General features: G+C 34.1%; 10 protein-coding genes. 7 read left to right on the top strand and 3 right to left on the bottom strand.

The genetic code is table 11. From position 1 onward, the window contains the following. The first annotated feature begins 171 nt into the window (after window positions 1-171). The 5 genes from rpoC (at window position 172) to AAEO58_RS11435 (ending at window position 12,746) form a co-directional block, all read left to right on the top strand. Window positions 172-4,479 carry a DNA-directed RNA polymerase subunit beta' gene (gene rpoC / locus AAEO58_RS11455; protein WP_341683515.1) on the top strand — a complete coding sequence of 1,436 codons (4,308 nt, stop codon included), beginning with the start codon at window positions 172-174 and terminating at the stop codon, window positions 4,477-4,479. Between the two features lie 184 nt (window positions 4,480-4,663). After that, window positions 4,664-4,972, top strand: coding sequence for a DUF3467 domain-containing protein (locus tag AAEO58_RS11450; RefSeq protein ID WP_341683514.1), 309 nt, complete (start codon window positions 4,664-4,666; stop codon window positions 4,970-4,972). A gap of 166 nt (window positions 4,973-5,138) precedes the next feature. After that, window positions 5,139-10,961 carry an Ig-like domain-containing protein gene (locus AAEO58_RS11445; RefSeq protein ID WP_341683513.1) on the top strand — a complete coding sequence of 1,941 codons (5,823 nt, stop codon included), beginning with the start codon at window positions 5,139-5,141 and terminating at the stop codon, window positions 10,959-10,961. A 69-nt stretch (window positions 10,962-11,030) separates the two neighbouring features. Continuing rightward, entirely contained in the window at window positions 11,031-11,522 is a 492-nt protein-coding gene (locus tag AAEO58_RS11440; RefSeq protein WP_341683511.1) for a GNAT family N-acetyltransferase, read from the top strand. Between the two features lie 126 nt (window positions 11,523-11,648). Then, window positions 11,649-12,746 (top strand): serine/threonine-protein kinase, encoded by a 1,098-nt coding sequence (locus tag AAEO58_RS11435; protein ID WP_341683509.1) that lies wholly within the window; start codon window positions 11,649-11,651, stop codon window positions 12,744-12,746. A gap of 103 nt (window positions 12,747-12,849) precedes the next feature. On the opposite strand, the gene rluF is transcribed toward AAEO58_RS11435, so the two are convergent. From rluF to AAEO58_RS11420, 3 genes are all read right to left on the bottom strand, one after another. Beyond that, window positions 12,850-13,638, bottom strand: coding sequence for a 23S rRNA pseudouridine(2604) synthase RluF (gene rluF, locus AAEO58_RS11430; RefSeq protein WP_341683508.1), 789 nt, complete (start codon window positions 13,636-13,638; stop codon window positions 12,850-12,852). A gap of 341 nt (window positions 13,639-13,979) precedes the next feature. Next, entirely contained in the window at window positions 13,980-14,759 is a 780-nt protein-coding gene (locus AAEO58_RS11425; RefSeq protein WP_341683507.1) for a zinc ribbon domain-containing protein, read from the bottom strand. A 2-nt stretch (window positions 14,760-14,761) separates the two neighbouring features. Continuing rightward, the gene (locus AAEO58_RS11420; RefSeq protein WP_341683506.1) at window positions 14,762-15,877 is read right to left on the bottom strand and encodes a Nif3-like dinuclear metal center hexameric protein; all 1,116 of its coding nucleotides are present in this window, start codon (window positions 15,875-15,877) and stop codon (window positions 14,762-14,764) included. A gap of 114 nt (window positions 15,878-15,991) precedes the next feature. On the opposite strand from AAEO58_RS11420, the gene AAEO58_RS11415 reads away from it, so the two are divergent. Then, window positions 15,992-16,240 (top strand): DUF2683 family protein, encoded by a 249-nt coding sequence (locus tag AAEO58_RS11415; protein ID WP_341683505.1) that lies wholly within the window; start codon window positions 15,992-15,994, stop codon window positions 16,238-16,240. After that, window positions 16,222-16,503 (top strand): Txe/YoeB family addiction module toxin, encoded by a 282-nt coding sequence (locus tag AAEO58_RS11410; protein ID WP_341683504.1) that lies wholly within the window; start codon window positions 16,222-16,224, stop codon window positions 16,501-16,503. Before AAEO58_RS11415 ends, AAEO58_RS11410 begins: the two co-directional genes overlap by 19 nt. Window positions 16,504-16,506: the final 3 nt, after the last annotated feature.

The raw sequence follows: 16,506 nt of genomic DNA, 5'->3' as shown, positions 1-16,506 counted from the left end.
ATAACCGTAAACCGTTCCGATTTTTTATTTAAGCCTTTTGGTTTTTATAATTAGCACTTCAAAATTTTAGGTTTGAAGTTTAGAGAAGTAATCCGAGTCAACAGAAAAGTAGCATTGCTACAGCTGTTCAAAATCAATTTTTAATTGCAAAATAAATCAATAGTAAAAACTATGATGAATAATAGAAATAGTAAAGACAAGCAACAAATCAAAAGATTTAACAAAATCACGATAGGATTAGCTTCTCCAGAATCAATTTTAGGAGAATCTAGAGGTGAGGTTTTAAAACCAGAAACTATCAACTATCGTACTCACAAACCAGAAAGAGATGGTCTTTTCTGCGAAAGAATTTTCGGTCCAGTAAAAGATTACGAGTGTGCTTGTGGAAAATATAAAAGAATTCGCTACAAAGGAATCGTTTGTGACCGATGTGGTGTTGAAGTAACAGAGAAAAAAGTACGTAGAGATAGAGTTGGACACATCAACCTTGTTGTGCCTATTGCTCATATTTGGTATTTCCGTTCGTTACCAAACAAAATTGGTTATATTTTAGGTTTACCATCTAAGAAATTAGATATGATTATTTACTACGAAAGATACGTAGTAATTCAAGCAGGTATCGCTAAAAACACTGATGGCGAATCATTACAAAGATTAGATTTCCTTACGGAAGAAGAGTATTTAAATATTTTAGATACACTTCCAATGGAAAATCAATATTTAGATGATAATGATCCTAATAAATTCATCGCTAAAATGGGTGCTGAATGTATTATGGATTTATTAGCTCGTACGAACTTAGATGAACTTTCATACAGTTTACGTCACGCAGCAAATAACGAAACATCTAAACAACGTAAAACGGAAGCATTAAAACGTTTAAATGTTGTAGAATCGTTCCGTGACTCGAATAAAAATAGAGAAAACCGTCCTGAATGGATGATTTTAAAAGTTATTCCAGTTATTCCACCAGAATTGCGTCCGTTAGTGCCACTTGATGGAGGACGTTTTGCAACTTCAGATTTAAATGATTTATACAGAAGAGTTATCATCCGTAACAACCGTTTAAAAAGATTAATGGAAATTAAAGCTCCAGAAGTTATCTTAAGAAACGAAAAACGTATGTTACAAGAATCTGTAGATTCATTATTTGATAACACACGTAAGGCTTCTGCAGTTAAAACAGAATCAAACAGACCATTAAAATCTTTATCAGATTCATTAAAAGGTAAACAAGGTCGTTTCCGTCAAAACTTATTAGGTAAACGTGTAGATTATTCTGCTCGTTCTGTAATTGTTGTTGGACCAGAAATGAAATTGTTTGAATGTGGTCTTCCAAAAGATATGGCTGCTGAACTATACAAACCATTCGTTATTCGTAAGTTAATCGAAAGAGGAATTGTTAAAACAGTTAAGTCGGCTAAGAAAATTATCGACAAAAAAGAGCCAGTTGTATGGGATATCCTTGAAAACGTAATTAAAGGTCACCCAGTATTACTAAACCGTGCTCCTACGTTACACAGATTGGGTATTCAAGCATTCCAACCTAAGTTAATTGAAGGAAAAGCAATCCAGTTACACCCATTAGTTTGTACGGCATTCAACGCCGATTTCGATGGTGACCAGATGGCGGTTCACTTACCATTAGGACCAGAAGCTATTTTAGAGGCACAATTATTAATGTTGGCTTCTCACAATATCTTGAATCCTGCAAATGGTGCTCCAATTACTGTACCTTCTCAAGACATGGTACTTGGTCTTTATTATATGACCAAAGAGCGTTTGTCTACTCCAGAAATGAAAATTTTAGGAGAAGGTTTAACTTTCTATTCTGCTGAAGAAGTAAATATTGCTTTGAATGAAGGAAAATTAGAATTAAATGCTAGAGTGAAAATTAGAGCAAGAGATTTTAATGAAGAAGGTGAATTAGTTTATAAAATTATTCAAACTACAGCAGGTAGAGTATTATTTAATGAAGTAGTACCTGAAGCTGCAGGATATATTAATGAGGTATTAACTAAGAAATCACTTCGTGATATTATTGGTAAAATCTTAGCGGTTACTGACGTTCCTACAACAGCAGCTTTCTTGGATAACATGAAAGATATGGGGTATAAGTTCGCATTCCGTGGAGGATTATCTTTCTCATTAGGTGATATTAGAATTCCAGAACAAAAAACGCAGTTAATCGCTGATGCTCGTGAGCAAGTTGATGGAATTTCGATGAACTATAGTATGGGTCTTATTACCAATAACGAACGTTACAACCAAGTTATTGATATCTGGACTTCTGCTAATGCTCAATTAACAGAATTAGCAATGAAAAATATCCGTGAAGACCAACAAGGTTTCAACTCGGTATATATGATGCTTGATTCTGGAGCAAGGGGTTCTAAAGAACAGATTCGTCAGTTAACTGGTATGCGTGGTTTGATGGCTAAGCCTAAAAAATCAACTGCTGGTGGTGGTGAAATTATTGAAAACCCGATTTTATCTAACTTTAAGGAAGGTCTTTCGATTCTTGAGTACTTTATTTCTACTCACGGTGCTCGTAAAGGTCTTGCGGATACGGCTCTTAAAACTGCTGATGCTGGTTACTTAACACGTAGATTACATGATGTATCTCAAGATGTTATTGTAAATTCTGTTGATTGTGGTACATTAAGAGGAATTGTAGTTTCTCCTTTAAAGAAAAATGAGGAAATCGTTGAATCATTAGGAGAAAGAATTTTAGGACGTGTAGCGTTACAAAATGTAATTAATCCTCTAGATAATGAAATTTTAGTTTATGCTGGAGAACAAATTACAGAAGCTGATGTTAAGAGAATTGAAGCATCTCCAATTGAAAAAGTAGAAGTACGTTCGCCATTAACATGTGAAGCTACAAAAGGTATTTGTGCGAAATGTTACGGTAGAAACTTAGCTACTGGTAAGATGACTCAGAAAGGTGAAGCAGTTGGAGTTATTGCAGCGCAATCAATTGGTGAGCCAGGTACACAGTTAACACTTCGTACGTTCCACGTTGGAGGGGTTGCTGGAGGTATTTCTGAAGAATCTAGCATTGTTGCTCGTTTTGCAGGTAAATTAGAAATTGAAGATTTAAAAACAGTTAAGGGTGAAGATTCTGAAGGAAATACTGTTGATATCGTAATTTCTCGTTCAACTGAGTTAAAATTAGTAGATGCTAAAACAGGTATTTTATTAAATACACACTATATTCCTTACGGTTCAAGTATTTTTGTTAAAGACGGAGACGTTGTTGAAAAAGGTACTACAATTTGTAAATGGGATCCTTATAATGGAGTTATTGTTTCTGAATTTACTGGAAAAATTGCTTACGAAGATTTAGAACAAGGACAATCGTTCTTAGTTGAAATCGATGAGCAAACTGGTTTCCAAGAAAAAGTAATTTCTGAAGGTAGAAATAAAAAATTAGTTCCCACTTTATTAATTTATGGTAAAGATGGTGAATTGATTCGTTCTTATAACTTACCAGTAGGGGCTCACCTTATGGTAGATGATGGAGAAAAAATTAAAGCGGGTAAGATTTTAGTTAAAATTCCACGTCGTTCTTCAAAAGCAGGAGATATTACAGGAGGTTTACCAAGAATTACAGAGTTGTTAGAAGCTCGTAATCCTTCAAATCCTGCAGTAGTTTCTGAAATTGATGGAGTTGTAACATTCGGAAAAATTAAGAGAGGTAACCGAGAAATCGCTATCGAATCTAAATTTGGTGAAGTGAAGAAATACTTAGTAAAACTTTCGAACCAAATCTTAGTTCAAGAAAACGATTACGTAAAAGCGGGAACTCCACTTTCTGACGGAGCAATTACACCAGAAGATATTTTAAGAATTCAAGGGCCATCTGCTGTTCAACAGTATTTAGTAAATGAAATTCAAGAAGTATACCGTTTGCAAGGGGTAAAAATCAACGATAAACACTTTGAAGTAGTAATTCGTCAAATGATGCGTAAAGTAAGAATCGTAGATCCAGGAGATACATTATTCTTAGAAGATCAATTAGCGCATACTAGAGATTTCCTTGTAGAAAACGACAAATTATACGGAATGAAAGTTGTGGAAGAAGCAGGTGACTCTGAAAATTTAAAACCAGGTCAAATCATTTCTCCACGTCAATTAAGAGATGAAAATTCGTTATTAAAACGTAATGATAAAAACTTAGTAGTAGCTCGTGATGTTATTACGGCTACAGCTACTCCAGTACTTCAAGGTATTACGAGAGCATCGTTACAAACGAAATCATTCATTTCTGCTGCATCGTTCCAGGAAACAACTAAAGTGTTAAACGAAGCTGCAGTAGCAGGTAAAATTGATACATTAGAAGGATTAAAAGAAAATGTTATTGTAGGTCACAGAATCCCAGCCGGTACAGGTATGAGAGACTACGACAATACAATAGTAGGTTCTAAAGAAGAATACAACGAACTAATGGCTGCTAAAGAAGAGTTCAACTATTAATAGCAACGATTATTCAAATACTAAAAACCTAACAGATTTTTCTGTTAGGTTTTTTTTTAATCGAAATTATACTTATTCTTGTATAAGATTATCAGAGATTACCTAAATGAACTAATAATAGAATATCTGTCTAATTAAAGTTTAAAACTTATATGACTTATATGTTTAAAAATTAAAAATAATTATGGAAAATAATAACCAACAAGGGCAAATCAACATCGAATTAGACGAGCAAACAGCAGAAGGAACCTATTCAAATTTAGCAATAATCAATCATTCTAATTCTGAGTTTGTAGTTGACTTTGTAACCATTATGCCGGGAGTACCAAAGGCAAAAGTAAAATCGAGAATTATCTTAACACCACAACACGCTAAACGTTTATTAAAAGCGTTAGGAGAAAACATTCAACGATTTGAAGCCGCACATGGAAAAATTGAAGAAGGCGAACAAATGCCAATTCCTTTAAATTTTGGACCGACAGGCCAAGCATAAAAAAAAATCCTCAATATAATGTTGAGGAATTTTTTTTTATGCATTTCATCGATTAATATTACCTTTCATCGGTGATTTGTCTTAGTTGTTGTTTTTTTATAGAAATTGTATAGCTTTTTGTAAATGAAGTTAAATTTGTTTACAGCAACTAATAAAAAATAACTATATGATAAACAATTACGATTCGGTTGAGACCTGTCTTTTAAAAGGCTCAGCAAATTCAAAAAAACAAGAATCGACATCCTTCACGGGAAAAAAAGGAACTTTGGTGTCCTTTATGACTGTGTTTTTGATGTTGTTTTCTTTTGTTTTTGTACAAGGTCAAACGACTTTGATATCACCAACTGGTGATGGAGGTTTTGAAAATGGCGCAACTTTTGCAGCTAATGGATGGACAACTGTAAACCCTGCTACAGATACATGGCAGGTTGGAAATGTTCCAGTTTCGTCAAATGGTGTTAATTGTGCATACGTTTCTGCTAATGGCGGTGCGGCATGGACTTATTCTCAATTTAGTGTTTTTAATCATGTTTACAGAGATGTTACAATTCCAGCTGGTGAAAACAAAGTAACTTTAACTTTCAAGTGGAAAGCTGGTGGCGAAGGTTCAACGACTTTTGATTGGGATAATATGAAGGTTTTTTGGTCTCCTACGACATTTACACCAACATCAACAACTGCTGTTACAGGTGCTACTCAATTGATTGGTCCAGGAGCAGTAAGCGGTATGTATAAGTTAAGTAGTGCAAATTGGAATACTGAAACAATTGTTTTTTCAGCAACCCCGGGTACTTATAGATTAATTTTTCAATGGAAAAGTGATGGTTTAGATATCGCAAATCCACCGGCTGCACTAGATGAAATTTCATTGACTTCTCAAGCTCCTGGAAATTTTATTTCAATTGCCGATGGTAACTGGAGTAATCCTGCTACTTGGGATGCTAACGCAGTGCCAACTGGTTTAGATAATGTTACTGTTGCAGCTCACACTGTAACAATAGATGCTGTTGGACAAGCGGCCAATAATCTTACAATTCAAGGTTCTTTAGAGTTTGGAGCAACGCCAGGAACCTTTAATGTGAATGGTAATTTAACTCTTGAAGCTGGTGCTGAATTCCTTGTGTTTAATGGTACTACAGGAAAAGCTATAGTTGTTTCAGGTAATATTGTAAACGATGGAAATATTGATCTTTCAATAGGAGCAACAACGACTGGAAGTTTGACATTAAACGGAAGTGCGGTTCAGTCAATTTCTGGTGCAGGAACGTTTGCAAATGAGGTTATAAGAAATTTAATATTTAGTAACACGGCAACTGCTACACCAAATGTAATATGGGGCTTTAATAATATTAAAATTGCTAATAACCTCAATATTACTGGTGCTAGGATTAATTTGAATGGTAACAAAATTTACTTTGGAAACAATGCTGCAGGAGGAACATTTACAGCTCCAGTAGGAACAGGATTTATAAATGGATCATTCTCAAGATGGTGGACTACAGCTGCTACAGGTACTGCAATAACTGCAGGAACAGATCCTACAGGGACTGCAAGTAGATATCCATTTATAACTTCAGATGGTTCCTCAAGAGCTTTATATATAACTCGTCCAGGTGCTGTAGCAACAGGAAATACAGCTGGGTATTTAACAGCTGTGTTTAATGATGTTGCAGGTTTTACTACGGGATTAAGTATAGCTGACGGTGCTTACACTATTACAGACAGAACAAATGGGAACTGGCAAGTTTCAGAAGAATCTGGTTATGTTTATGTTTCAGGTACTCATACATTAGTTGGTTTCTATTCAGGTGGTATTTTAGTAAATACAAATACTGCAGCAAGATTGATGAATCCTAATTCAGTGGTAGGAACTTTTCAAAATGGTTCAACTACTCCAGCAGCGCAAAGAACAGGAATTACAACAACTCAGTTAACAGCTGAGCCGTTTCATATCGGGGTAAATTCTGATGATATTCCTTTTGTATCTGTTAATTCTGGAGATTGGAGCGTAGGTACCACATGGGATAGAGGTACCATTCCTACTTGTACAGATTTTGTTACAATTGCAAATGGACATACAGTTACATCTACTACTTCAGGTAATGTGGCAAGAAATGTAACTATTGCAACAGGAGGTACTTTAGTAGTTTCTGCTGGCGATTTAACAGTGGGTTGTACATTAAATAATAATACTTTAGCTAATAGTGGTACTTTAACCGTTTCTGGTGGTCTATTAGCAGTTAATGGTAATATGTTACACAATGCCGCTTCTATTTTTAATCAAAGTGGTGGTGATATTCTTGTTGATGGTAATGAAGGTGGTGTTGCTGCAAATTCTGTGGCTTCTGGAGTAGCAATTGTACAATTGAACTCTCAATTTATTAACTGGACAGGTGGTGCTTTAACTATTTTAGATCCACATGCGAATGCTACGGCATCAAATACATTAGCTTACAATAATAGTACAGCACATGTGAATGTTCCAAATACACATACACTTAGATTAGGTGATGGTGTTTCAACAGACGCTGGAGGAAATGCTACTAATGGTTTTAGATTGGATACTTTTGTAGGGTCTAACAGAATTTTATTTGGTAACTTAGAAGTAAACACTTTAGGTGGTACAAATAGACAAGTTACAACTGCTTGGACGTTAGGTTTTAGTGGAAATATGACTATTCAACCAAGTTCTCAAGTATTATTTGGATCTTCTTATGTAGCGGGTAACATTGTAAATAATGGTACTTTTACTTCAACTACATTATTAGGCTTATCTAATTTTTTAAATGGTGTTGTATCTGCAACTACAAATGCACAAACAATTGGAGGTACAGGGGTTTATAGAAACTTAGCTGCTACTCCAACGGCAAACTTAACTTCGTTAACAGTTAATAATACGAATGCAACTGGTGTAACGTTAAATGCTCCAATCTCAGTTAGTGGTACATTAACGATGACTTCGGGTATCATTAATACCACAGATACAAATTTATTAACATTAGGAACAGCAACAGCAGCAGGAACTTTAGCGGGTACTCCAAGTGCAACTAACATGGTTAGAGGACCTTTCGCTAGAACGATTGGTAATGCAAATGCTAATACAAATTATATTTTATTCCCTGTAGGTAAAACAACTTATGCCCCAATTTGGTCTGCGCCTGCTACTACAGCGGTTTCTGTTATGAAAGCTGAAACTTTTGATACTAATACAGGTACTCAAAGTGCTGCGATTGCAAATATGGCAACCAACAGAAGATGGGAATTGCCATTAGTGTCAGGAACAATTACTGATATTAATGTAAGAGTAGGTGATGCTGGAATTTTAGCAACAAGTATTCCTGTACAAGCTCCTTCTGCTGCAGGTGAATATACAAGTACTTTTGGCTCTGTTGCTACTGCTGTTGCAGGAGTTTCAACTCAATCAACTACACCTGTATTAAGCGCAAGTTATACAGGCTACTTAAGTTATGCTGATTCTAACGCTTGTGTTGGAGCTCCAACACCAGGAAATACAATTGCATCATCTCCTACTGTTTGTTTAGGAGAATCTATTACTTTAAGTTTACAAAATTTAACTACAGGTTCGGGTGTTACATATCAATGGCAAAGTTCACCTGATGGTGTTACTTATACAAATATTGGTGGTGCTAATAACGCAATTTATACAGTAAGTCCGACAGCAGTAACCTATTATCAATGTATTGTTACTTGTGCTACTGGTCCGTCATCTGCGACATCTACTCCAGTTCAAATTACATTTACTAATAATATTTTAACTACTACACCTGCTTCACGTTGTGGAACTGGTACGGTTAATTTAAATGCAACTGCAAACGCGGGTGCAACAATCAATTGGTATGCTAATCCTTCTGGAGGTTCAGCTTTAGCTTCAGGAGCATCATTTACTTCGCCTTCGATATCATCTAATACTACATATTATGTAGCATCAGAAACTACTGGAGGTAATTTGTTTGGAGGAAAATTAACTCCAGAAACTTCATGGACAGGTTCAACATTTACTGATTGGGGAATTGTTTTCACTGCATTACAAACTACAACATTAAATTCAGTTGATGTATATTCTACAGCAGTTGGTACATTAGATGTAAAAGTAACTAATGCTGCAGGGGTAGAATTATATGCTACAGGAAATATAAATGTTGCAGCTGGTGGTGTCACAACTCCAACAGTTATCCCATTGAACTTTAACATGGTTCAAGGTACAACTTATAAAATTCTTGTTAAAGCTTCTGCTGGAGTTAGTTTAGTGAGAGGTTCTACAAATTTAGCTTTCCCGTATAATAATGGTGCTGTGAATGTTACCTCTTCTGAATGGGGTGGTACTACTACAAGTAATTATTATTATTTTTATAATTTGACAACTACAAGTACTTGTTCATCACCAAGAGTACCAGTTGTTGCTACTGTTTCTTCACCTCCAGCATTAACCTTGAGTGGAACTACTACAACAATCTGTTCTGGAGCTACTACAAGTGCAGTTACTTTAACTGCTGGTGCATTAGATTATAATACTTTTGTTTGGTCTCCTGCAACTGGGGTTACTGGTGATGAAACAATTGGTTGGACTTTCAATCCTACAATTACTACAGCTTATACTTTAACAGCTACTCAAACTTCGGGTGCTTTATGTGCTACAACGGCAACTTATACAGTTAATGTTAATCCATTGCCAACGAATGTAATAATTACTCCAGCAGCACCTTCTATTTGTATTAATAATGTTCAAAGTTTAGCTGTTACTGGTGGAACTGTAGGAATAGTTGGAAAAGTTGGAGCTGGAACTTCAACTAATACAACATCAACTCCTTTTAGAGGTTGGTATGGTGGTTCAAAAACTCAGGCACTTTATACACCTGCGGAATTAACAGCTTTAGGTGTTGAGGCTGGACAAAGTATAAGATCTATTGGTTATGTAGCATTATCTGGAACTCCTATAGTATTGAATAATTTTACTATAAATGCTGGATTCGTTTCTAATACAACTTTAGGAGCAGCATTTATTCCTGGTGCAACTAACGTTGTTTTAGCACCTACTAATTACACACCTGCTGCAACTGGAAATATTGATTTTACACTTTCAACTCCTTTAACTTGGGATGGTGTATCTAGTTTGTTAATTGAGACATGTTTTAATAATAACAATGGAGGTGGTGCTAGCGCGAATTCTATTTCTGTTGAATCTACAGTTGTGGCTGCTGGATTAAATTTATACCGTTCAGAAGATAGTACAGTTGATGTTTGTACTAATGCTACAGCTCCTACTGCTGCTACAACAAGACCAAATCTTAGAATATCTACATTAGAAACAGCTAATGTCACTTGGTCTCCAGTAACTAATTTATTTACTGATGCAGGTGCAACAATTCCATATACAGGAACAAATGCAACTACAGTTTATGTACAATCTGCAACTCCTAGCACAACAGTTTATACAGCTACTGCAACAATTGGAGCAACAGGATGTTTTACAAGTAATACTGTAAGTGTTACTGTAAGTGCTTTAGCAGATACTACAATAACTCGTGTAGACGATACATTAACGGCTGCAGAAGCTGGTGCAACTTACCAATGGTATACATGTGCTGCTGGTCCTGTATACACACCTATTGGAGGAGCAACTTCTCAATCATATACAGCAACTGCAATTGGTAGTTATGCTGTGGATGTTACATTGAACGGATGTACTTCTAGAAGTACTTGTTTTGATGTTACTACTTTAGGATCTTCTTCTTTTGATATGAATGCTTTAACTGTATATCCTAATCCAGTTGTTGACATTTTATCAATTAGATATAACGAAGAAATTACTGCAATTAACGTATATGACTTAAGTGGAAGATTGGTGAAACAAATTACACCAAATCAAACTGAGGTTGAGGTAAACATGTCTGAATTAGCTGCTGCAATGTATATTGTAAAAGTGAACGCAGGTGGAAACCAAACTGAAATTAAAGTAATTAAAAAATAAAGTTAAGTTTTTTAAATAAAAAAGGGTCAATCTTTAGAGGTTGGCCCTTTTTGTTTTTATTTTAGCAACATGAAATTGACTGCATTAAAAATTGAACAACTCCCAATAGTAATCGACTTAACCAAGAAAATTTGGCCCGTAGCGTATGGTGAAATCTTGTCTAAAGCGCAATTAGATTACATGATTGACAAGTTTTATAACGAAACCGCTTTGCGCGAATTAATACAAAAAGGACACGTTTTTTATTTAGCACAAGACGATAATGGAAAAGAGGTAGGTTTTGTTTCCTATGAAATTAATAGCGAACCCAACAAAACTAAAATCCACAAAATTTATGTGTTACCCGAAACTCAAGGCACTGGTTTAGGTAGACAGTTTTTTGAATTGGTAAAAGAAAAAGCAATCGAAAACAACCAAAAAGCCATTTTCTTAAACGTAAACAAATACAACAATGCCATATATTTTTATACCAAACTAGGCTTTACAAAAGTGAAAGACGAAGTAATTGATATTGGAAACGATTACGTAATGGATGATTATGTGATGGAAGTTGTAATTTAAAATGTTTATAAGATTACGGATTTCCACATTTTGGTTTGAAAAGGGTTTTGTAAATTGCAAGAAAGTATTAGTAAATTAATTATATTTACTCTTGTGCTAAATTTTAAAAGACCAAATTCAAAAACAATGAACGTAGATAATTTACCTATTATTGGCAAAGAGGATGATTTATTGCTTCAAATGGAGCAATTTAAAATGGGCTTAGTTTCTCGTGCAACAGGTGGTGAATTTGATGCCAAAGAATATTCAAAATTTCGTAAACTTATTTTAGCAAATCCTAATTTAGAAAAAGTTGTTCCTCGGTTTTTAAAGCTTTGCAGAACATCTGATGAATTCTGGGGTTGGATTAAAGCTGAAGCTCCTTCTTATGCAGAAAGAAGAGTTATTATAGCAAACGAAATTAACCCAATATTAGAAATTCTTGAATATGAAAATGGAGAAGGTGCGCTTGAATTTAGTAAAAATTATGAAGAGAAAGAAGTAATTGGACATGGTGGTTTTGGTATGGTATATTTATATCAACATAAATTGCTTAAACTGAATTTTGCTGTAAAAGTATTTGCTCCAGCATTTTACGAAAGTGGCGGTGACGAAAAAGAATTAGAGCGTTTTTTTCAAGAAGCTCGTATACTTTTTAAACTTAATCACCCTAATATTATTAAAGTTTATGACGCTGGATTAATTGGAAAACGTCCATTTATAAGAATGGAATATTTTGATGGTAAAAACTTGAATCAAATTTTACAAGATGTAGGGTCATTAAGTGTAGATAAATCTATTACTGCAATAAAAAGTATAGCTTACGCTATTAATCATGCTCATGAGAATGGAGTAATACATAGGGATTTGAAACCGAGTAATATCATGGCTTCTAAACCAAATCAGTTTAGAGTAATTGATTTTGGGTTGGGTATTTTTATTGAAAATGAACTTCATTCAAGATTAACTAAAACTGGTTCACAAACAATAAGTGGTTATTTCAATGCGCCTGAACTCGTTGCGAACCCTAAATTAATAGATAAAAGGTCTGATATTTATTCAATAGGTGCAATTTGGTATACTTTATTATGTAATCAACCACCTGCAGGTTCAAATTTCATGAATGTTTTATCACAACAGAATATTAATCAAAACGTTTTGAATATTATTTCAAAATGTTTAGATCCAATTGAAACTAGATATAATAGTTGTAACGAATTATTAGATGCTATAGAAAGACTTTAGTAAGGACAATGATTTAGTCTTCGCTAGCACAATCATCACGTTTGAGATCACAAAACAAAAAAAGCACGGGAAATTTTCCCGTGCTTTTTCAAATTATATATTTTTATCTATTTCTCTCCCCATAATTCCTTTTCCCAGTAAACTTACTTTTATTACTTGGCAAACTCGCTTCTTCGGTTTTACTCGAAGGAGCAATTAGCTGGTTTAATTCGGCAACTTCCTCATCGGTTAAGTTTCTGTATTTTCCTTCTTGTACGTCTAAGGAAATGTTGATGATACGAGTACGTTTTAAAGCGGTTACTTCGTAATCTAAATATTCACACATTCTACGAATTTGTCTATTCAAACCTTGTGTTAAAATAATTCGGAAAACGTATTTGCTAATTTGTTCTACTTTACATTTCTTGGTAATCGTTTCCAAAATCGGAATTCCGTTTGCCATTCGGTCAATAAATCTATCAGTAATCGGTTTGTTTACGGTTACGATATATTCTTTCTCGTGGTTGTTTCTCGCACGAAGAATTTTGTTTACAATATCGCCATCATTCGTCATGAAAATCAAACCTTCACTGGCTTTGTCCAAACGACCAATAGGAAAAATACGTTCTGGATAATTGATATAATCTACAATATTGTCACGCACGCCTAAGTTGGTCGTACATTCAATACCAACAGGTTTGTAAAACGCTAAATAAATAGGTTTCTCGTTTTTCTGTTGTACCAATTCACCATTCACACGAACTTCATCACCAGGCGCAACTTTAGTGCCCATTTCCGGAATCTTTCCGTTAATAGTAACTCTTCCCTGCTCAATCAAACGATCGGCCTCTCTACGAGAACAATAGCCAGTTTCTGATAAAAATTTATTAATTCGTGTTGTATTTTCTTCCATGATGCAAAGATAGAATTTTTTAGTGATTTTTTTGTTACACAAAGTTTCTCAAAGTTTTCACAGAGTAACACAAAATTTCTTTATGAGTTTTTAAAAAGTTAAACGCTCTGTGTATCTCTTATCAACACAATCAAAATCAAAAAAAGCTCTATGAATCTCTGTGTAATTTAACCGCAAAGAGCGCAAAGTTTTTGACTTAAAAGTTTATAATAGTAAAGGTCTCTGTGTATCTCTTTTCAACACAATAAAAATCAAAAAAAAACTCTGTGAATCTCTGTGTAATAAAAACAAAAAAAGCCCTTTTAAAAAAAGGACTTTCATTTATTTGGAAAAGGATTCAATTAGATGCTAGCAAATAATTTTTCCATTTTTTCTTTTTCTTCGTCAGCTAAAACACCGTCTACTAAGATTCTTCCACTGTGCTCATCTGTAATGATTTTTTTACGAGCTGCAATTTCCATTTGCGTTTGTGGTGGAATAGTAAAGAATGAACCGGCAGAAGCGCCACGTTCAATAGAAACAACCGCTAAACCGTTTCTTACGCTATTTCTAATTCTGTCGTATGCAGCAATTAAACGCTCTTCGATTTGACCTCTTAATTCTTCTGATTTTGCTGATAAGAAGTTTTCTTCTTTTTCAGTTTCAGCCATAATATCGCTTAATTCAGCTTTTTTATGTTTTAAGTGAGTTTGTTTTCCGTCTAATTTTTCTTTAGTTTGAGCTACTACTTCTTTTTTGTGCTCAATAGAAGCTTTCATTTCTTTGATGTGTTTTTCAGCCAATTGAATTTCCAATTCCTGAAACTCCACTTCTTTTGTTAAAGAGTTGAATTCTCTATTGTTACGAACATTTTTTTGTTGCTCTAAATATTTTTTAATCGATTCTTTATGGCTTTCGATTGCATTTTTCTTTTCTTTGATTAGATCATCAATAGATTCTAAATCGCTTTTTAGTTTTTCTAAACGAGTAGAAAGTCCTGCAACTTCATCTTCTAAATCTTCTACTTCAAGAGGCAATTCTCCTCTTACATTTCTTATTTCGTCTATTTTAGAATCAACTAGTTGTAAAGCATAAAGGGCTCTTAACTTATCTTCTACATTTAGCTCTTTGATTGTTGCCATATTTAAAAGTACTTAACTGGATTTGTATTTTCTTCTGATAAAATAATTCCGCATTGCAGCGAATTTGGTGCAAAATTAGTGATTTTTTCTTTAAGAAAATCAACTATATAATTTTTTGTAAATCTTTCGCTCTCAAAATGTCCAATATCAGCCAAAAGTAATTGATTTTCAGCTTCATAGAATTGGTGATATTTTAAGTCGGCAGTAAGATAAGCATCTGCTCCTGAGGAAATTGCATTCTTGATTGCAAAACTGCCGCTTCCGCCTAAAACTGCTACTTTTTTTATTGATTTCCCTGTGAAAGCCGAATGTCTGATACCTCCACATTGTAATTTGTCTTTTACCAATTGTAAAAATTCGGTTTCAGAAAGCGGATTTTCAAATTCTCCAACGCGTCCCAAACCAATATTTTGATGCTTGTTTTCCAATTGATAAATTTCGTAAGCTACTTCTTCGTACACATGATTTTTGAATAAAGCCTTCAAGATTTTACCTTGCAAATGCTTTTCAAACGTCAGCTCGATTTTAATTTCTTCGTTTTCTACAAATTCAAAACGTTCTCCAATTTCAGGATTCGAATTTTCATTTCCCATGTAGGTTCCAATTCCTTTCGAATTGAAACTGCAATCTTCATAATTACCAATAGTTCCAGCGCCAGCATCAAATAAAGCATTTCGCAATTTTTCAACATTTTCTGGAATGGTATAGGTAACCAATTTTTGAATGTAATTTTCTTTCGGAATTAAAACTTTCGAATGTTTCAAACCTAAAGCATCACAAAAAATTTTATTTACTCCTTTCTGATGGTTGTCCAAAGCAGTATGAACAGCATAAATGGCAATGTCATTTTTTATAGCTTTTAAAATCGCACGTTCCACATAATTTTTACCCGTAATTTTCTTAATTCCCGAAAATAAAATAGGGTGGAAGCAAACGACCAAATTACATTTTTTCGAAATCGCTTCATCAATCACCGATTCCAATGCATCATGACAAACTAAAACGCCATCAATTTCTTGATTCGGGTTTCCAACTAAAAGCCCAACATTGTCAAAATCTTCGGCATAACCTAGTGGCGCCATTTCTTCAAGAACAGAAAGTATATCGGAAAGTTTCATAATTTACAGATTTTACTTATCAAAGATAAAAAAAGCAATTCGTTTATATTATGATTTTTGGCAGAAAATATATTAGCACGATTTTTGTATATTTGTACAACAAATTCATTTGTCATGACAACAATAACCATAAAAATAAACGAACGTTCAAAAAAAGGTAAAGCTTTCTTAGAGTTTGCTAAAACTTTTTTTGCCGAAGGTAAAGACGTTGAGATTATTAAGTCCGATGATAAAAAACCTAAAAAAGGAAAGAGTATTTACAGCGATGCTTTTATTGCAAAAATGAAAAAAGCGGAGGAAAATATTAAAAATGGTGATGTTACAAGGTTAAATCTTGACGATATATGGGGAAGTATTTTGTAGATTTTGATTCAATCGCAAGAAAAGATTTACAGGCACACTACAAATCTGGTAATAAAGCTACTATAAAGAAAATTGAAAAAATACTTTTTGAACTTTCGGAAACACCTTTTGAAGGAATTGGAAATCCTGAACCATTAAAATATGAATATTCAGGTTATTGGTCACGAAGAATAAATCAAAAAGACAGGATGATTTATAAAGTTGAAGAAAATATAGTTACGGTAACAATAGTTTCTGCAATGGGACATTATTCTGATAAATAATTT

Source organism: Flavobacterium helocola, assembly GCF_038289885.1.
GTDB lineage: Bacteria > Bacteroidota > Bacteroidia > Flavobacteriales > Flavobacteriaceae > Flavobacterium > Flavobacterium cheniae.
This window is presented reverse-complemented; position numbering and strand designations above follow the sequence as displayed.